At 42.5% G+C, this 19,758-nt stretch carries 11 protein-coding genes and 1 pseudogene; all 12 read right to left on the bottom strand.

Annotated features, from left to right (window positions below):
• Positions 1 to 355: 355 nt before the first annotated feature.
• Positions 356 to 3,208, bottom strand: coding sequence for an AAA family ATPase (locus AB4X21_RS01700; RefSeq protein WP_369088076.1), 2,853 nt, complete (start codon positions 3,206 to 3,208; stop codon positions 356 to 358).
• Positions 3,209 to 3,358: 150 nt separating this feature from the next.
• On the bottom strand, positions 3,359 to 3,508 hold the full coding sequence (locus tag AB4X21_RS01695) for a hypothetical protein (RefSeq protein WP_003013786.1): 150 nt from the start codon (positions 3,506 to 3,508) through the stop codon (positions 3,359 to 3,361).
• A gap of 17 nt (positions 3,509 to 3,525) precedes the next feature.
• Positions 3,526 to 7,920 (bottom strand): PolC-type DNA polymerase III, encoded by a 4,395-nt coding sequence (locus tag AB4X21_RS01690; protein WP_155172954.1) that lies wholly within the window; start codon positions 7,918 to 7,920, stop codon positions 3,526 to 3,528.
• Between the two features lie 356 nt (positions 7,921 to 8,276).
• Complete coding sequence (locus AB4X21_RS01685; protein ID WP_155172952.1) at positions 8,277 to 8,423, bottom strand: hypothetical protein; 147 nt, start codon at positions 8,421 to 8,423, stop codon at positions 8,277 to 8,279.
• A gap of 51 nt (positions 8,424 to 8,474) precedes the next feature.
• Positions 8,475 to 9,029, bottom strand: a complete 555-nt coding sequence (locus tag AB4X21_RS01680) for a hypothetical protein (RefSeq protein WP_155127295.1) — start codon at positions 9,027 to 9,029, stop codon at positions 8,475 to 8,477.
• 464 nt (positions 9,030 to 9,493) lie between these two features.
• Positions 9,494 to 10,291, bottom strand: a complete 798-nt coding sequence (locus AB4X21_RS01675) for a hypothetical protein (RefSeq protein WP_155127292.1) — start codon at positions 10,289 to 10,291, stop codon at positions 9,494 to 9,496.
• A 294-nt stretch (positions 10,292 to 10,585) separates the two neighbouring features.
• Positions 10,586 to 11,012 (bottom strand): annotated as a pseudogene (locus AB4X21_RS01670) (FtsK/SpoIIIE domain-containing protein); the annotation flags it as partial.
• 473 nt (positions 11,013 to 11,485) lie between these two features.
• A complete protein-coding gene (locus AB4X21_RS01665; RefSeq protein ID WP_155172947.1) occupies positions 11,486 to 11,836 on the bottom strand; it encodes a hypothetical protein in 351 nt (116 codons plus the stop codon).
• Positions 11,829 to 12,794, bottom strand: coding sequence for a hypothetical protein (locus AB4X21_RS01660; protein ID WP_155172945.1), 966 nt, complete (start codon positions 12,792 to 12,794; stop codon positions 11,829 to 11,831). The genes AB4X21_RS01665 and AB4X21_RS01660 overlap by 8 nt, the downstream gene beginning before the upstream one ends.
• A gap of 12 nt (positions 12,795 to 12,806) precedes the next feature.
• On the bottom strand, positions 12,807 to 14,963 hold the full coding sequence (locus AB4X21_RS01655; protein ID WP_155172943.1) for a hypothetical protein: 2,157 nt from the start codon (positions 14,961 to 14,963) through the stop codon (positions 12,807 to 12,809).
• A gap of 3 nt (positions 14,964 to 14,966) precedes the next feature.
• Positions 14,967 to 15,326, bottom strand: coding sequence for a hypothetical protein (locus AB4X21_RS01650; RefSeq protein ID WP_320910949.1), 360 nt, complete (start codon positions 15,324 to 15,326; stop codon positions 14,967 to 14,969).
• Positions 15,327 to 15,342: 16 nt separating this feature from the next.
• Positions 15,343 to 19,758, bottom strand: a complete 4,416-nt coding sequence (gene essC, locus AB4X21_RS01645; protein ID WP_369088075.1) for a type VII secretion protein EssC — start codon at positions 19,756 to 19,758, stop codon at positions 15,343 to 15,345.

Below are 19,758 nucleotides of genomic sequence, written 5' to 3'. Positions count from 1 at the left end.
TAAGTTCTTTTTAGAACGAATCAAGAAATACCGAAACTTTCTGCTGTGAGAAAAGTGCCTGAAACTTAATAGTTTCAGGCACTCGGAATTATTGAGAGTAAAACAGTTTGGGAAACTGTTTTAGCCTGAGCCAAGAAATTAAAGAGCAAAGGGGCTCAATACGAATTGAACACGGGCTGCGGATTGTGTCAAAAAGATAAGTTTTCCTAGAATCGAAAGATTCTGCGTCAAACTTCCTATTTTGACTTTATCCGCAGACGCCCTTTGTATCTTGATTTAGTCATGGAACTTCGTAGAAGTTCGCTGATGTCCGTACTCACCTAAGGAAAGTTTCTAAGAAGACTTTGTCTTCAACTTAAGGAAGAACATAGCCTTGATCATCCACGGTATGAGGTTGTTCAGAACTGCTATTCTCTCTCAAAGCTTCCAAATCTTGATCCAAAATGGAATTGTAGTCTGTACTACCTTCACGGGTTACCCGAGTTGATACTTGGCGCAAGAGTTTTTCATTGAGATTGCGAACCCAGCGACCATTACTATGGTCATTGGCACGCATATAATTTCCTTTCACAATCTCTCCGTAAAGGGTTTCATTGACTTGGTAACCTTGCTTACGCAATCCTAACAGACCAATCTCAACGATCTCATCTGGGCTGTAGTCTTCAAAATCAAATGTAGTTGGGATCCGGCTTTGCAGACCTGAATTGACCTGCAAGAAGTCGTGCATCTCTTTCGTGTAACCAGCAAAGATAATAACGATATCGCGGCGGTGGTCCTCCATAAATTTGAGGACTTCATCCAAGGCTTCCTTCCCAAAATCATCATTTAAACCGGTATAGAGCGTGTAGGCCTCATCAATAAAGAGGACCCCACCCAGTGCACTCTCCAAAACTTCACGCGTCTTCAAGGCTGTTTGACCTTGGTAGCCTCCAACCAGATTACTCCGCGATACTTCGATGAATTTCTTCTGCTTGATAACCCCTTTTTGGAAGAGGATATTGCCCAAAATGCGGGCCACGGTCGTCTTTCCTGTACCAGGATTTCCAAGAAAGAGAGAGTGCAAGGTCGTGTCTTCGACGATTCCACCTTGTTCAGCCCGTTTTTGATTGAACTCAGCCATGGCTACGAATTGTTCGACTTGCTCTTTCACCTTAGCAATTCCAACCAAACGGTTGAGGGCAGCCATCCCATCTTCTTCCTTGTCGGCTCCTGCTTGATACTTACCTTGGTTAAGGACAGCATCGATATCGCTATTGAGGATGGTCTCAATATCGTCAGAACCTTGGGCCACCACCCGATCCGCCATGGTCTTGGTCAATTGCTCATCCAGGTTCCGGATCCAGCGACCATTGCTCTTATCTAGCGAACCATCATAAGCCCTCTTAACATGCCGCGCATAGTAATCCCGGTCTTCGAGTTTGTAGTCTCCTTTGCTTAGGATCATTTCACCCAGTTGGACAATCTCATCTCCTGTGAAATCTTCAAAGATGAAATTATTTGGCACCCGAGAACGAAGGCCTGGATTGGTCTTTAAGAACTCCTCCATTTCCTTGGTATAGCCGGCAAAGATAATCATGATGTCGTCACGATTGTCCTCCATAAATTTGAGGATGGTATTGATCGCCTCGATCCCAAAGTCCGCACCGCTGTCCTTTTTATCCAAGCTATAGGCTTCATCGATAAAGAGGATGCCTCCACGCGCTTTTTCAAGCAGGGCTTGGGTCTGTTCAGCTGTTCCCCCAATATTCGAAGAGATCAGATCGGACTCCGTTGCTTCCACAAAACGGAATTCTTCCCCTGAGAGAACACCTGCATCAAAGAGCACTTGTCCCAACAGACGGGCTACAGTCGTTTTCCCTGTACCAGGATTTCCCATAAAGGCAGCATGCAAGGTTTGCTTTTCAGGAGCCTTGCCACTAGCGATTCGTTTCTTGTTAAATTCCACCATGTTGATCATTTTCTTGATCTCATGTTTGACTTTTTCAAGACCAATCAGGCTATTGAGTTCTTGAAGAGCATCTTGTTTCTTCTCTGGTCCAGAGTCTCTTGCAGTGGTTGGAGCCACCGTTGCATCCGTCGTCTGTCCCGTAGGAACTACTTGCGCATTGCCCTTAGCCACTTCTCTACCGACAAGATAGTCACAGTCATCCTCGATTTCCTTGGTCAGATCACGCGCATCGCCCTGCCTATAGGTCACGATGCCCACCTTCACAAAGGCTCCACCTTGAAGCCGTATATTAGGATCCGCAATCTTATGACAAATCATATGCTCAGCCATCAGCACACCATCATCAAAAACGCCAAATGAAATGGTTTGGGCATTCTCATTCAAGAAGGTCGTTTCTCCAGTCAGGGAAGCAAAGGACTCTTCATAGACGCATAAAAATTCTGTAAATGTAGCCTGGTGAGCTCGGATCATACTATTGAATGAATTGATGGAGGTTATACGATCCGAATCCGAATTGAATTGAACATTATTGTCAAGACAGACTCCAGTTCCAGTAGGCAACTCAATTTTACAGTTTTCAGACTCCCAGATGACATTCCTCAACCAAACTGGTGGAAAGTCCTTTTCCAGATCCCCGCCTGTAATCGTTGAATTTTTTGCGATCACTTCTGAGTCCTTGGCATGGATCGTATTATTCCCAAATTTTTCAATATGGACATTTTCTAAGGTCAATTTAGATCCTTCTGACAGATCTATCTTAGAAAAAATCGTTGAATTTTGAATGGACAATTCTGATGCTGACATTCCGATGACACTTTGGTGTTTTTCCGGAACCTTCATCCCAACTCCATCCAATGTCATTTTCGAATGTGTATCCATATAGATAAAAAATTCACTATTTGTCGGAGTGGTGATTTCAAAATAGACCTGTTTACAGGTGATAGCCGACTCATTCCATAAGGTCAAGGCAGTATAGTTCCCACTAACTTTAAACCACAGATCTTCAAATGTCACCTGTGCTCCCTCTACAAATCGAAAAGAAGCCTCAATCGTGTTGTTAAACATGCGCCCATTACCATTTGGATTTGGAACTACATGCCCCACAAAATGAAGGCTCTTGTTGATCACAATCACCTCATCTGTCGGCCATTGAAACACATATCCATTTTCAAACTCGATGGTATCTCCATCCTGCGCTTTTTCAACCGCATCCATAAAGTTCCAACTATTGTTGTAAGGCCCTACTAAATATCTTGCCACGCTCTTCTCCTTTGTTTCATCTATTCTATTTCCTTGTCACAAACAATCGTTACTAAAAATTGTAACACAATCCAGTGCCAAAGAAAACACTTATCAGATCTGAAAGGACTGAAAAACCTCTATTTTCAAAAGAAAAATAGAGGCTGTCAGTTAATCTTTCAAGGCTGAAAATAAGCCGGCTAAAGCAATTGCTCCTGAGAGCAGGGCGGTGGAAAGGAGCAGCACATTGTCTGCCACCTCTAGCTTGTACTCAAAGACTTTTTCAGCTGGTTTGTCTTCTGCAAAAATTTCTAACTTCATGTTCTCCTCCTTTGTTTCTAGAACAAATCATCAAAGAGGCTCAACTGGTTATCCTCTGGCATATTGCCAAGAATGCCCATCTCATCCATCTTTTCAACCAGGGTAGACGAAACCCCGCCACGCTTCCGGAGCTCGGTCTTAGAGAGGAATTCTCCTTCTTCACGCGCCCGCACGATTTGCTTGGCAACGTTCTCTCCCAGACCATCCATAGCGACAAATGGTGGAATCAAGGTGTCCCCATCGATCAAGAATTCTGTCGCCTGACTGCGATAGAGGTCTAGCTTGCCAAACTTGAAGCCCCGCTCCCACATTTCATTAACAATCTCAAGGGTGGTGTAGAGATCAATCTCTACGTTAGAAGCTTCGTTGTTCTTGCGTTTCTCAGCGATTTCTTTCATCCGCGCTTTCACGGCTTCAAGGCCTGCCCCCATGGTTTTGATGTCAAAAGCCTTGGCCCGAATCGAGAAGTAAGCACAGTAGTAATAGAGAGGATGATGCACCTTAAAGTAGGCCACACGAAGGGCCATCATAACATAGGCCGCCGCATGGGCTTTAGGGAACATGTACTTGATCTTCCCACAGGACTCGATGTACCATTCAGGGACATTGTTTTCCTTCATGGCTTGGATGTAGCCATTGCGCTCTTCTTCTGAGATCTTGAGCCACATGCCTTTCCGCACGCGCTCCATAATGGTAAAGGCCATCTTAGGCTTGAGACCCGCGTGCATGAGGTAAACCATGATGTCGTCCCGACACCCGATAACGGTCGATAGATCGGCAATGCCCGCCTTGATCAAGTCTTGGGCATTTCCCAACCACACGTCGGTACCGTGAGACAGACCAGAGAGCTGAAGTAACTCTGCGAAGGTCGTCGGATGAGTCTCTTCGACCATGCCCCGAACAAAGTTGGTCCCAAACTCTGGAATCCCCAACATTCCTGTCGGCGTTCCGATCTGCTCGGCTGTCACCCCTAGCACTTCTGTCCCAGAAAAGAGGGCCATGACCCCTGGATCATCCATAGGGATATCGTTCGGATCAATACCTGACAAATCTTGGAGCTTGCGAATCATGGTCGGATCATCATGACCAAGGACATCGAGCTTGAGGACGTTCTCATCGATATCGTGGAAGTTAAAGTGAGTGGTCTGCCATTCAGCTGTCACATCATCTGCCGGATACTGGACCGGAGTAAAATCATAGACATCCATATAGTTTGGAATAACAACGATTCCTCCCGGGTGTTGACCGGTCGTCCGTTTGACCCCGGCTGCACCAAGAGCCAAGCGCTCCACCTCTGCATCCCGGTAATACTTGCCGTAGTCTCGCTCATAGCCTTTCACAAACCCATAGGCAGTCTTGGCCGCAACTGTACCTACTGTTCCTGCCCGGAAGGCGTATTCTTCCCCAAAGATATCACGGACATCCAAGTGGGCACTCGGCTGGTCTTCCCCTGAGAAGTTCAAATCGATATCGGGTACCTTGTCCCCATCAAAACCAAGGAAGGTCTCAAAGGGAATGTCTTGGCCGTTTTTGCTGAGCTTGTGGCCACAATTTGGACAATCCTTGTCCGGCATATCAAAACCAGATCCATAAGAACCGTCTGTGATGAACTCACTGTACTGGCACTGGCTGCAGACATAGTGAGGCGAAAGTGGATTGACCTCGGTGATCCCGATCATGGTCGCGACAAAGCTGGATCCAACAGATCCACGCGATCCAACCAGGTAGCCCCGCTCATTGGAACGGTGCACCAGCATCTGTGAAGCTAGATAAATCACGGCAAAGCCATTCCCCAAGATGGAAGTCAATTCTTTCTCAATTCGCAGATCGACAATATCAGGGAGCGGATTACCATAGATTTCAAAGGCTCGCTTATAGGTCAATTCCGCAACCGTTTCTTCGGCCTTGTCGATAAATGGCGTATAGAGGTCGCCCTTGACCACTTCGACCGGCTCAAAGGTCTCTGCGAGCGCATTGGTGTTTTCAATAACAATCTTGCGTGCCAAGTCTTCTCCCAAAAAGGCAAATTCATCCAGCATCTCATTGGTGGTTCTAAAATGCGCTTTTGGCAGTGGCGCTGGCTGGGCATCTTCTCCGTGCCCGATGGTCCGGTTGATCATGGCCCCTTGACCGAGACTACGGACAATGATCTCCCGATAGATCTCATCTTCCGGCTCCAGATAGTGGACATTACCTGTCGCAAGAACAGGCTTGCCGAGGCGATCTCCCACTTCAATCAAGCTCTTGATAATAGTCTGTAGCTCCTCCATGTTCTTGACCTGCTCCTTGGCAATGAGAGGTGCGTAGATAGCCGGTGGCATAACCTCGATAAAGTCGTAGTACTTGGCCACTTCGACCGCCGCATCCACACCTTGCGACATGACCGCATCAAAAACTTCCCCTTCTGAGCAGGCCGATCCGAGGATCAAGCCCTCGCGGTGGGCGTCCAGCACGGTCTTAGGAATCCGTGGAACTCCTTCGAAATACTTGGTCCCAGAAAGTGAGACTAGTTTAAACATATTCTTAAGGCCGGTCTGATTCTTGACATAGAGGGTCGCATGCTTGACCCGCGCCTTCTTATAAGAATTCTCATCGATCAAATCGATATTCAGGTCCTTGAGATTGGTCACCCCATGCTTTTCAGCGACATCTTTGATGAAGATAAAGAGCAGGCGCCCCGTCGCTTCCGCATCGTAGTTGGCCATGTGGTGATGCTCCAAGCCTACCCCAAAGCGCTTGGTCAATGGCCCCAAGCCATGCCGTTTAAAATCTGGATAGAGGTTGCGGGCAAATTCCAGGGTATCGATGACTGGCTGGGTGATCTTGGGAAGGCCATGGCGCTCATAGTTAGCATTCATGAAGCCCACGTCAAAGGTAGCGTTGTGGGCGACAAGAACGGTCCCCTCACAGAAGGCCTGAAACTCCTTCAAGACCTGTACCAAAGGCTTAGCCCCCCGGACATGCTCATTGGTGATCCCTGTCAATTGGGTCGTAAAGGAGGACAGAGGATGGCCCGGATTGATAAACTCATCAAACTCCTCAATGACATTGCCCTTGTACATCTTAGAAGCAGCGACCTGAATCAAGTCATTGTAGATGGCTGAAAGTCCCGTTGTTTCCACGTCAAAGACCACATAAGTCGCTTCATTGAGGTCCAGATCCACCTCGTTATAGGTGATGGGCACCTTGTCCTCTACGATATTGGCTTCCATCCCATAGATCAGCTGAATTCCAGCCTTCTTGGCTGCTTTAAAGCCATGCGGGAAGCTCTGCACATTGCCATGGTCGGTGATGGCCACAGCCTTATGCCCCCACTCAGCTGCCTTAGCGATCAGCTCTTCGACTTCCGGCAGAGCATCCATAGTCGACATATTGGTATGCGCGTGGAACTCCACCCGGCGCTCACCTTCTGGCATCAGGTCCTTGCGGGCGTAGTGCACGACTTCCTGGATGTCTTGGACATTCATGGTTAAGTCGCGCGTGAAATTGTTCATTTCGATATTTCCCCGCACCAGGAGCCAGCTGTTTTTCTTGATCATGTCAAACTTCTGAGCTTCTTCCTCATTTTTAACCCATTTCTGAAGGGAAAAACTCGAGGTATAGTCAGTCATCTTAAAGCTGATCAAGACGCGACCGGTCCGTGTCACCTTGTGCTCCACGTCAAAGACCACACCCTCAAAGACAATCCGATTCTCTTCTGTCGTAATCTCGATCATCGGAGTGATCTCGGCCTTGTCTAGCTTGGGCTTAGCCACAGCCTTCTTAGCCTTGAAATCAAAGGCAGGTTTTTCTTCATCTGCTGGTGGCGGAGCCATCTGAGCCAAGGATTCCATAGCCCGCAAGGTCTCTTCATTGGCTGCTTGGAAAATCTTTTCATTTTCCTCCTCAAAGCGCGCCACTTCTTGCTCTGTCAATTCCTCATCAGACTCCACCCGACAGGTGAAGTGCGGAAAACCAAAGGCTTCCAACTGCTTAGCAAGGTTGGGCAAATGGTTCTTACGAAAATGCTCCGTATCAACCGAAGAAGGACCAGAGATGATCAATTCCTGTCCTTCTGCTCGCACCTGCAAGTCTTGGTAAAGTCCCTTAAAGCCTTGACTAGCACAAGGTCCTTCCTCAAAGACCTCCCGGTAGTAGGCCCGCAATAAATCAGCAGAAAAATCCTGATTGGCCACTTGGATGGTAAAGGTCGCCTGGTTTCCTGTCTTTGAAAATTCGTCCTTCAAGCGCTGGCGCAATTCCTTAAACAAAGTAATGGGCAAGATTTCCGCAAAATCAAAGCGGAACTCCCAGACCCGACTGACCTTGTGCACCACGACTTCTTGAATCTCCGCATGCAAAAAGGCACTGGAAGATCGCATTTCCAGCGGCATATCCAGCTGATCCATTAAAATTTCAAAGGTGTTGGACATTGTTTCTCCCTTGATCTTGATTCTTTTGCTCGCTTTTGAGTGGCCCGCTTCTAAGCAAAAACAGACCAGTCAAAAACATTCGTAACTTTTATTTTATCACAATTTAAGGATTAATTCGAGAGAGAAGTGAAGACAAAAAAATCACCGGACTAGAGGTGATTTCTCGATGATTGGCCAACAGCAGGCAATCCTGATCATTGTCCCGTCGTATCCGTCACTGAGCTTGAACGCGGTGTCCAAAGTAGATCCTTCATCTGTAACTAGACGGTTTCTCTCAAGCTTTGTTCTTGCTTTTGGATATCCTCCATGACAGACTGCAACTTCTGCCGGATTTCCACTTTCTCCTCTTGTTCTTTTTACGCTTGGAGGGTTGGACGGAATATGGCAAAGAAAGGCCCGATGACCACGATCAAGTAGGGAATATAACGCGATTGTTTGAGGCGCATAATGATCAATAACACAAGACCGATCACCTTAATCCCCACATTAAAAATAAAACGCATTTAAAACTCTTATTTTACTTGTAAATACGTTTCTTTAGATATCGGCTACACCTAATTCATTAAAACATCTGTGATACTTAGACTCATCTTCGTTTCATCAGCCATTGTTTCTACGATCGAGCTCTGTTCACTCGTCAAAGGGAGCAGTAAAAGTGTCGCTGATTGTGTCGGTAACTTAGGGTTATTAGATAGACTATACTGGACCACTTGATCTTGATAAATAGAGTGGCCATCATAACTCCAACTAATTTTAAAGGTGGCATCACGATCAAGATTCGTTGTAGTTTTGTTGACCAACATAAAAACTGCATATTCCTGTTGTTTAAAAGTATAGGTACCACCTGTAAAATACACAGTAATCTCTCCTTGAGCGCCGATTTCCGGATGTTCCGTAACTAACTTCTTACCCAGTTCAATCAAGTCCGATGTCTTTCCTTCATTCTGAGGTGCGACTACAAATTTCAAGCCCTTCTCCTCTTTAGCAGATGAGGAAGCTTTTGTACTTTGCTCCGTTTTGTTTTCTGTTGATTCCTTGGCTTCTTTTTTAGGCTGAGCACAGGCTGTTAAAACAAGCACACTCACCAGCAATACCATGCTTTTTTTCATGTATTGTTCCCTCCTTTTATAATCGAGTAGTTTCAAAATTTATTCCTTACTATCATACCGGAATTTACTATGAATAGCAAATTAGACGCTGGGTGGAGAGAGTTGAGAAAATGAAAAAGAGAGAACCAGGCGATTCTCTCTAAGTTATAACTTTTCATCAACCCAATACAGTTGACAAAGAGCCATTGTTTTTATTAATTAGTTACCAGATAAATAGAATTATTCAAACAACCTTAAAGAAAATAATCAAGTACATTACAAAATCAACCATTAATCGTTGGCTATTAAGAATCGTTACCAAAACGTATATCTTAGGATATTAAATAATTTTTTCAAACATTATTTCTTATCTATCCTGAATGGCATTCTATCATTATCTAAAAAGTAACGTTCAACTTTTTCTCTATTATAGCTAAATTGATATCTCAATTCATATCGTTGGCTCTATGTATGTATCTGAACGATTAAATTGTTTCCTTATTCAGTGATTGTCTATATTCCTTTGACTTTTCACCATACCAAGTCTTGGACGAATAACCAAATTGCTCTCGATACTCCTCTGAGTATTTGAAGAGATAATATCCCCTTAACAAATCAATCGAAAATACATAAGTGGCAAACACAAATATTGCAGGCATTAAAGGCATCAAAACTGCATCAATACCACCTCTCGTATTACTTCCAGTTGAGCGATCAAATAGAACTAGACCAGCTGTAATCCCTGTTCCACCTAAAAAGATCAAACCATCTGAAATTCTATCTGTCAGTATAGATGACATCGGACTAAATTCAGTCCGATTACAAACAGCTTCTTTCATCTTACGAGGTACCGTTCGAATCAAGTAAAAAATTGCAAGACCAAACGTGACACCCGCTACTATACTAGCCATATTACGACGTGTCATCATCATAATTCCAGAACACACTGTAAACATTGAAAGCAAAATCACCATATAAAAATAAGTACAAAATTTTAATTTCATGGGGCTATTTCTATACTTGATTGAAAAGAAAAGATATACCAAATACATGATTAGGAACAAAAAGATTGCAGGCCACTGTAGCCATCTATAATTAGGAGCTTGATCCACTGTATGCCTACTTATAAACATCGGAATAGCAACCAAAAAAAAGTAAAGAACAACTGAGGTGATCAATAAGCCTATGTAACGTTTCCAATTCCCTTTTTGATTTAATTTGTTTACAATATCTTCATTTACAAAGGACTGACTTTGTTCAAATGAATAATTAAATAGCTTCATTTTCTAACTCCTTTCTCCAAACCATTCCAACTTAGGAACATTTGCAAATAATTTCTTAGCTAAAGGACTTTTAATCAATTTTGACCAAAAAGTTTCATCTTCTGCAGCAACCATAGCATCTAAAAACTTTAGACTGAAGCCATTACTTTCCCTAATGCATCGAAGAACCAATCGCTATTATACAATTTTCAGCAATTTTTGCTGGAGCTTTTTTTGCAGCTTCAGGGGAGCTTATAACAGCGAAAAAAATATCATCCATTTTTCTGTTATTATATAAAAGATTCCAAAACCATTCCTGATGAAGAGCTTGAAGAGGTCTGTCTCATAAGGCTCGTCCTTCATAGACTCATAGCTATCCATGAGGATGACCATGGTTGGCTCTTGCTTGCCGGTCACTTCACGGTAGAGGGCGATGGTGCCGACACCATGCTCGGAGAGGAGCTTCTTCCTGCGATCTAACTAGCGGTTGATGATCCGGATGAATTTCTGGATTTTCTCCGTCTGATCCAGCAAGAGGCTATCTGCCACATGTGGCAATTGAGTTTGTTCCGAAATCCAGCAGGTATATGGTCAGATTTTCTGGACTCTACTTGCGAGCCAGATCCATTGCGGCTGTCTGGAGGAAAGTGGTCTTTCCTGTACCTGGACTTCCGTAAAGGAGGATATTCCCATCTTTTGACAGATCGATGGCGACAGCTTCTTGCTTTTGCGCTTGCGGGAGACAGTTTAGTGAGGCAAGGCCACGCGAGGTACTCTCCTTGTCATAGTCATCTGGAAGTGATAAAAACTCCATTAAATACTACTATCATATCGGAATTTACTTTAAAGATCAAGTTAATCACTAATTATAAAAAACCGGAGGAGACTTCGTTTCATAACATGGTCAAAAGGCAATTTGGATAAACTAAGGTCAGTATACAGTACTTTGAAATTTATCACAGACCTTCCTTCTCATTTATAATGTTTTCTCTTAAAATACACTTTATTTTAAGGGGAAACTTGTAAGTAGGGGATAAGTTTTATTGCTTAGAATATTAAAAAAGAGAACCTATTTTGGTCCTCTCCAAATTGTAACTTTTATCAACCAACACAGTTGAGAAAGAGCTTATTTCTTTTTACTTCCCTTCTTTTTCAGTCAGCTCATTTAAGAGTTTAATTTGGCTAGCTATTCTTTGAGTATAGGATGCAGTAAAATTAAATCTGACCATAGAAAATATTCTTACGAACTTCGTCACTCATTTTTGACCTAAAATTTTGTCCTTCTCTATAGTCTTTTACATCACCTTTTCCTTCAATTCTTGATGCTAAGAATGAATCTGTATCTTCAAATGCTGTAGCTACTTGATCTAAATAGTCGTTAAAACTTACAATTGTCTCTTGAATAGTGCCAGCAGTTTCTTTAAATCCATTGAAACATTCTTCTAATTTCGCTTTAGAATCATCTTCAACAATCAGTCCAATCCCAGATCCAAAATTGATAAATGCAGCATCAAATTTAGCCTTAACACCTTTTATATTTTCAGGTTTAATATTCTTTTTACTCATTTTCCTCCTCCTGTTTTGGATGGGCCTTTATCCAGGCTACAAACTCATCATAAGAGTGAATTTGTGTTTTCTCTCCAGTTGTTTCGTCTGTAGCATACAGTTCCATGACTTCTTGACCTGCTGGCGCAAACCAATGAATGATTTTATCAAACCATTCGCGCTCATTGTATTGTTTCGGACGGAAATATAATGCATTTAGATATTTTATATTTTTTTCTAATTCTGGATATAATTTAGAAAAGTTAGAACCAGAGACATTTATTTGAGACGGTTTATAATTCATTGGATAAAGTGAATTTTCGTTTCTTGAAAGATTATACTTTGCTAGATTCGCGTCGATCTGTTCAGAGATCCCACCCCTATACCAATCATATTTGTTTTTAAAATATTGTTGTTGCTTTTGGTTGATCTTCTGCATCTCTTTTTCAGAAATGTCATTATATCCTCCCCCATTAGCTAAAAACAGGATAGGTCTAATATTATCACCCATCAAGTCGTGATCACTTAATTTTTCCAAATTAAGTGTAAGATAATCGTCTCCGTTTTGTAAATAGGTTTGAGGAGCATTATTTGGTGCACGGTACAAATTATTTTTCCCAAGTAATTTATATAAGTCAAATTTAATAATTTTTTCTTTATCACTTTGTATATCATAACTAATAATTTGATAATATTCTTCATTTCCAATCGGAGGAATCTTCTCCAAATTGCCTGTATAAAGTGTATGCGAAGAAACAGTTGTAACATAATTTTCTCCATATAAAACAACACCATCCAAATAATTATTTACGGCAACAAAAACAAATTTATCGTTATCAAATAATTGTATTTTTCTAATTTTAGACGGCATATCATCTATATATATCTTCTCAGATGATTTTTTAAGTCTCATAAAAATTATACCACCAACAATAAGCATTATGATAGCTATTATTATGCTGGCCTTTTTGTTTTTCATTATTATTTTCTCCTATTCGGTTCCAAAATCAGAATCACTCGAGCTTAAACCAGACGGATCCCACTTGTGGTATTTTTGGCTCTGAAATATTTTAGATTTATCTCTATTTTCAAACTCTTTATCTAACTTCCTTAATCCTTGATAAATATTTGAAGAAGGAATTTCAGATACTCGTGTATCATCTCCATTGATAAACAAATTATAAGTATTTTTAGTTAATATTCTATAATGTTTTTTATCATCTGAATTATCAATTTTATTCTCAGAAGCAATATTTTTCATTATTTTATCATAGTTTTTTACCGAATTTATTTTAGATGAAAGTTCACCATCTGTATTGTGGTATACAAATGTTTTTAATCCATTCTTTTCTAAATCGTAAATCTTCATATTTGCTTGCAAGTCATAAGTTAGATCATATTTTACAAATTCATCTTTAGAATCACCTGATAGCCGACGTCCCCCTGTACCAAAGATACTGCCAGCTAAATATTGCTCACGTTTTGTTATTCTTTGATCATACTCATAATATTTTTCTAAATGATCTGAAAGCGTTGAAGAATCTGATATTTTTTCTCCAACTTTTTTCTTGTAAAGATCTGAAAAAGTTACAGCTCCTGCTTTATCGCCAAAATTTAGACTTGAACTTAGATTATTATCAATTTTAACGCCGGAAGAAATTAAATCCAGTATTTTATCCGAACCAGGAATAAAAGAACCTAAAGCCATTTTTGCTAAATCAACTGCAAATAAAGCCGCCTCTTTATCCCGTTTTTCTCTTAACTCACGAATTTCAGATATCGCTTCAGCATCTTGAACTCCATCCCCTGTATTGAAAAATTCTGTTGAATAACTTTTATCTCTACGAATCCCCACAGAATCAGGTGCTGATACATTAAATTCAAAACCGTTTTTCCCATTAAATGTTAATCCACTTAAAACAATAGATGTATCAAGTGACATATGGCCCATATAAGGATAAACCTTCTTTGACTTTCCAATGCCAACTGCGTACAGTGATTCAAATAAACTTGTTAAAACTCCAGCACGTTTTATGTGTTCATTAAATCCTTCAAGTTGAGGTTGGATTTTAAGTTTCTCCGCTTCATAATTCTTAAATTTACTTTCACTATCATTTGTTTTAGGAAAATCAGGAACTAGAGCCTTTGCCAATTCAGTTATTGTTTGAGCATACCTATCTCCAGCCAAGACTAAATTCTCAAAATAGGCTTTTGCTTTTTCTTGGTCTTGATTAGAAATTGCTTGAATATAAGTACGAAGATTTTCCATTGCAGGACTCTTATCTTTTTCCACATTTGAAAATTCTTTATTAACTCGGTTATAAACAATATCCATCATCGCATGGCTAACTTTTGTCGTATCTACACTCCCCAATGCTGTAAAAAATCCTGTTGGAGCGCTATATCCATGTTCTCCTAAAATAACCTTAAGAACTTTAGCATCCCCCTCATTTTGAATGGAATCCAGAAAATCCATATTTTGTTCGTTCAAATAACCTTTGGAGATTAAATCCATTGCTGTATTTAAACTAAAACTACTGATAAATCTTGCGTTATCTAATGTTGCTTTCACACCAACCAAACGTTCACTTACCACAGTTAAACTACTAATAAATTGCTTTAAATTATTCTCTAATTCATCATGAGTTGTTTGACGTTCATCTCCATGTTTTGCTAAATTCATTGCTATGGAGTGTGCACGTGCTCCCGCATCTCTTGTAAATTCAACTGCTCCTGGTTCTAGGGCTAGTGCTTTACTTGCTACTTGAATTGCAGCATCAAGATCTTCACTTTTTTCCAAAAACTCTTTACTTTTTGTTTCCCCTAACCATGTCTTAATACTTTGGATATCTGCTGCTTTTGTCTTTACCACTTCAGAAGAAAAACCAGCCGCCGTCAATCCTGTTTCATATTTAAGGACTGCCTCACTATATAATTCTAATGTTAATGGATATGAATCATGTAATGTTTGTGATAAAGAATTCAACTTTGCTATAAAGGCTTTAATGGCATTTGCCTCTTGTCCCGTCACTTTTGCTTCAATTTTCCTCTGAACAGATGATATCTGACTTCGGTACTCTACTGCAGCTTCTTTTGTTTTATTACCGTGATCAAGTAATCCACTTTTTGAAATAACTGTAACGGTCATAAATTACCTCCTACTTTTCTTCCTATCCATTTTTTCATATTCTTTTCGAGCAATTGCATCTGTAAGTTGTGTATCTAATGATCTCCTCACTGCGTCCAATCTTATAATCTCTGCATTGATAGCATCAATTGTAGCTTGTTTATATGTTTTATCAAGATCCTCTCTTCCGTCAACGATAACCTTACTTTCCTGAAGTCTTTGTTCGTCATATTTTGTTCCAAACACATGCAACTTTTCATAGCCTTCCATTACATCATCTACGTTAAGATCCACACCTTGAACTTTAGTTAGTGCACTTCTCAAAGCTTGAACCTTTTGATCAACCTGTGCTATCTGGCTTTTGAGATTACTTGCTTCACTCATTTTCACTTTCCTTTCTTTAGTCAATAAATACTTTTATAGTTTGAGCTATACCATCTACAACAAAATAATTCACTTGTTTTGGTAACACTGGCTCTCTTAAAGTTTTATTTAAAATATTGATAAGTTGTTGATCATTTTGTCTCACTGCTAAAATAGCCTGTTTATAATTTCTAATTGCTTTTGATGCTATATCAATCTTACGCACTAGAGCTGGTGTAGCTAATACTGCGGTTAGGAAACCAACCTGATGGCCTTTTTCAAAAAGTTTAGTAAGAATTCTAATGTCCTCATCATTTAACAAATCAACAATTTCAGATAAGTTATACACAATAAAAGTTGTTGTGTAATTTGTCTCATTTTCCGCAAATCGATCATCCATTTTAACCGAAATAGTTTGAATCATTTCATGTAATTTCTCTTTATCTGAAATTAGTGTTACAGAAGAATCAATATTATTTATTTGATGATATTCTGGTGCGAGTATAATTGTCTTTTTACCAAGTTTTACACTCATCGAAGCAAGATGTTTTGTAATTTGTGACATTTGTTCTTCTTTTTCAAGAATATAAGCCAAATGACCTCGTTTTACATTCCATCCCATTGCCTTCGCAGTTTCCATGTCTAACCCAACAGGAATTTCACCTTCCTCCAGCAAAGTTGCTACATCCTCACGTCCATAGAAGGCTGCTTCTGTCAACTCATCTGGCACCATTGGAATGCCTGCTGGGGTGTGGCCTGTCCACATCTCTTTGAGGCTTTGGACTTGGTCGCGGAGGTTGTTGATGATTTGAATATCATTATCTCCAGCGACTGGTAGGGCGAACTGGACAACATCGACTTCGTCACGTTTCATGAGTGCCCGTCCCTTGATGTCTTCCATCGTAGCTGCTAGTGGGGTTGCTCCCACGATACCGCGGACTTCAGAGATATCATTTTGTGGCAAGGTCAGCTGGTGCTTGAAGTTTGAATAGAGCTGAGCCCGTAGGTTGTTCTGACGGCTAGCTGTGATGATCAAGTGCACACCAATGCTGAGACCTTCACGAGAGATCCGCATGAAGAGCTTGAAGAGGTCTGTCTCATAAGGCTCGTCCTTCATAGACTCATAGCTATCCATCAGGATGACCATGGTTGGCTCTTGCTTGCCGGTCACTTCACGGTAGAGGGCGATGGTGCCGACCCCATGCTCGGAGAGGAGTTTCTTCCTGCGATCCAACTCGCGGTTGATGATCCGGATAAATTTCTGGATTTTTTCCGTCTGATCCAGCAAGAGGCTATCAGCCACATGTGGCAATTGAGTCAAGGGTGCCAGACCATTGGTTCCGAAATCCAGCAGGTACATGGTCAGATTTTCTGGACTCTGCTTGCGAGCTAGATCCATTGCGGCTGTCTGTAGGAAAGTGGTCTTTCCTGTACCTGGACTTCCGTAAAGGAGGATATTTCCATCTTTTGACAGATCGATGGCGACAGCTTCTTGCTTTTGCGCTTGCGGGATATCGGCGACCCCGATCAGGACGCTTGGAGCTGTCCGTTTTTGCCAAGCCTCGATCGGTACGACTTTGTCCAACTCATCCAGCGTGATCCGCTCTTTGAGCGGTGGCAACCATGGTTGGGCCACAGCTGCGATGCCTTCTTGTTGGTGCAAGTGATTGATCTCTTGTACGATCACATCTAGCTCTGTTGGCACTTCCTTGATTTCTTCTGCCATATCCAGACCAGAGAGGTCTTGGTTGAGGACTTCGTATTGGCCCAGTTCATTGATCAAGTAGATGGTATGGTCTTCGATCCCTAGCTGGTCCTTCTCAGGCTGGTAGTCTGCTCCTGACCAAGCGGTTTGGAAAAGTTCATAGACTTCGTTATTCCCGACTTGGAGGTAGGCCCGACCGGTCTGGGTGATCTCAGCCGCATCTGCTGTCCGCAGCATCTCCATGGAGTCTCCACGATCTGCCACCTTGAGGGCTAGCTTGAAGCGGGAGTTGGACCAGATCTGGTCATCCACGACTCCAGAAGGTTTTTGCGTTGCAAGGATCAAGTGTACCCCGAGGGAACGCCCGACACGCGCGATAGAGACCAACTCCTTGATGAAGTCTGGTTGGTTGACCTTGAGTTCGGCGAACTCATCACTGATCAAGAAGAGGTGAGGCAGCGGTTCGGTCGCTTCACCCAGTTTAAATTTCTTTTGGTATTGGTTTATATGGTTGACCCCATATTGGCCAAAGAGGCGCTCCCGACGATGGATCTCCGCATTGATAGAGGCTAGGGCCCGCATGGACTGGGCACCATCCAAGTTGGTGATGGTTCCAAGCAAGTGAGGCAGATCCTTGAAGAGGTTAGCCATTCCCCCACCCTTGTAGTCGATGAGGAGGAAAGCCACATCGTGGGGGTGGAAGTTAACGGCAAGGCTCAGGATATAAGACTGAATGGTTTCAGACTTACCAGAACCAGTCGTCCCTGCGATCAAACCGTGTGGCCCATGAGCTTTTTCATGGAGATTGAGGTAGACCAAATCGTCCTTCCCACGCAGACCAATCGGCACGGCCAAACTTTGGTAAGAAGCATGGCTCTCCCAACGACTCAAGACCTTGAGGTCATTGAAAGTTTCCGCCTGGTACATTTCAAGGAAAGTCACCGAGTCTGGAATCGAGCTCTTGAGCTGTTGAATATGCTTCAGAGGCGCAAGGCCACGCGAGATGGCTTCCTTGTCATAGTCTTCAGGGAAGTGATCCAATTGGAAGTCAAGCTCACGAAGAACCCCTTCTTGCAAGAGCAATTGCCCCTGGTTGCGGTCCTTGATGGAGATAACGGTTTGGATATTTTCAGAAAGAGATGAGAGTACGTCTGCCACATAGATGATGGAGCAGCCTAGCTCTGTCGGATCCTCACGGAAGAACTCCATGATGACATGGTCCAAAATCAAAGTCTCATCGGTGATGAGCACCACATAATGCGGATAGAAGATCTTGGTATCATTGGCTTTTTCTTCCTCTTTTTGCGCCTTGCGGAGCTTGAGGATTTGGTTGAGACTGTTCAAGACCTGATCACGTGTCCGCTGATTGTAGACAAAGCTACGGACATTCATATCTTGCAGGGTCGCATGAGGCAACCAGCGCATCCAATCCCAGTTTTCTTTTTCTTCTTCTGGAATGATCGGAATAATGGTCAGATCATGGTAAGAGTGAAAGACAGCCAATTGGGCAACCAGGAGCTGCAACTGCTCTAGCACGATAGGACGAGGACCGACGTAACCTACAGGTCCCCGATTAAGGCTAGCTACAATCGGAAGATTGTCAATCTTTTGGTGAGCTTGGAAAAGGGCATAGCCTTCTTCTTCCAAGGCATCTTTCTTCCCACTGCGCTCTTCCTGACCATATTTGAGCTCATAGCTGGTTGGAACCTTGCCCAAGCCCAAACGATAGGCCAAAAAGTCAAAATGAAGGGGTGTTTTTTCGTAGATCCGCGAGTCATAGCGTTTGACCATCTTGGTCAAGTCCTCGATCGCTGGGAAATGGTAAAACATGCCTTCTCGCTGCTTCCGAGATAGCTGATCCAAGTCCTTCGCCTTGTCTTTGAGATAGAGATGGTAGAGCTCCACGCGCTCTTTCTTGTCTTCTTTGTATTTTTTACGATTCTTGAAGAATCCTTGAACCGAAAAGATCACACTGACCACAGACATGGATACTGTCGCTATGATATAGAGCCCCCGCGGTTGGAAAATGGTGATCAAGAGAGTCACCCCAACCATGATGAGGGGTGGCATGATTAACTTCAAGAGTTCATCTGATGGCTTTTGAGGCTCCGCTCCCGGAGGATTGATCAAGATCTTGTCTTCCGAACTCCGGTAGATGATCCGCGGAGACCGGTGGTACTCGGGATAGTCCTTGTAGAAGTCGTAACGCGAATGCAAGCGTGGCACCAGATAAGGACTTACTTCGACAGCCCCTTCCACGCCAAATTCTTCTGGATAGAGCTTAAAGGTCACATCTCCAATAGCCAGTTCATCCCCAAAGGCCAGTGGAAAAGTCGCTTCACTAACGAGTTTGTGGTTATGGTAGAGTTTTCCGGATAAGAGCTGACAAGTCCAAGTCTGATCTTTTTTCACAAGGAGAAAGCGTACTGGATAGTGCAAGCGCACATCCGCACCCTTTTCATCTGCTACGAGGATTTCTTCCTTGTCGAGCAGTTCATAGGTATGGACTTCCCCTGTCGCTAAGTAGCAGACCACATCCCCAAGAATCTTGCTATTTTCGAGCACACCATTGTCTTCCCCATACTGGTAGAAGATTTCTCCTTGACTCCATTGGAAATGAAGGGGATTTTCTTGCGAAGCTAGGGTCAACTGAGCTGTTTCTTGATTCGATACGGTCGCTGTTTTTCCCTCTTCTAGCGCTAGCTCATAGCGAAAACCTCTTTTATAGAGTATGATACGTTTTTTCAT

Source organism: Streptococcus sp. CP1998 (assembly GCF_041026655.1).
In the GTDB taxonomy this organism is placed as follows: Bacteria; Bacillota; Bacilli; order Lactobacillales; family Streptococcaceae; genus Streptococcus; species Streptococcus dentalis.
Note: the sequence above shows the minus strand (reverse complement) of the source record. Positions and strands in the feature narration are given on the sequence as shown.

Bases quoted from the DNA above. Each gene is read 5' to 3' on its own strand.
- essC (WP_369088075.1), bottom strand. From the start codon at position 19,758: ATGAAAAAACGTATCATACTCTATAAAAGAGGTTTTCGCTATGAGCTA.
- AB4X21_RS01690 (WP_155172954.1), bottom strand. From the start codon at position 7,920: ATGTCCAACACCTTTGAAATTTTAATGGATCAGCTGGATATGCCGCTG.
- AB4X21_RS01680 (WP_155127295.1), bottom strand. From the start codon at position 9,029: ATGAAAAAAAGCATGGTATTGCTGGTGAGTGTGCTTGTTTTAACAGCC.
- AB4X21_RS01675 (WP_155127292.1), bottom strand. From the start codon at position 10,291: ATGAAGCTATTTAATTATTCATTTGAACAAAGTCAGTCCTTTGTAAAT.
- AB4X21_RS01655 (WP_155172943.1), bottom strand. From the start codon at position 14,963: ATGACCGTTACAGTTATTTCAAAAAGTGGATTACTTGATCACGGTAAT.
- AB4X21_RS01665 (WP_155172947.1), bottom strand. From the start codon at position 11,836: ATGAGTAAAAAGAATATTAAACCTGAAAATATAAAAGGTGTTAAGGCT.
- AB4X21_RS01650 (WP_320910949.1), bottom strand. From the start codon at position 15,326: ATGAGTGAAGCAAGTAATCTCAAAAGCCAGATAGCACAGGTTGATCAA.
- AB4X21_RS01695 (WP_003013786.1), bottom strand. From the start codon at position 3,508: ATGAAGTTAGAAATTTTTGCAGAAGACAAACCAGCTGAAAAAGTCTTT.
- AB4X21_RS01660 (WP_155172945.1), bottom strand. From the start codon at position 12,794: ATGAAAAACAAAAAGGCCAGCATAATAATAGCTATCATAATGCTTATT.
- AB4X21_RS01685 (WP_155172952.1), bottom strand. From the start codon at position 8,423: ATGCGTTTTATTTTTAATGTGGGGATTAAGGTGATCGGTCTTGTGTTA.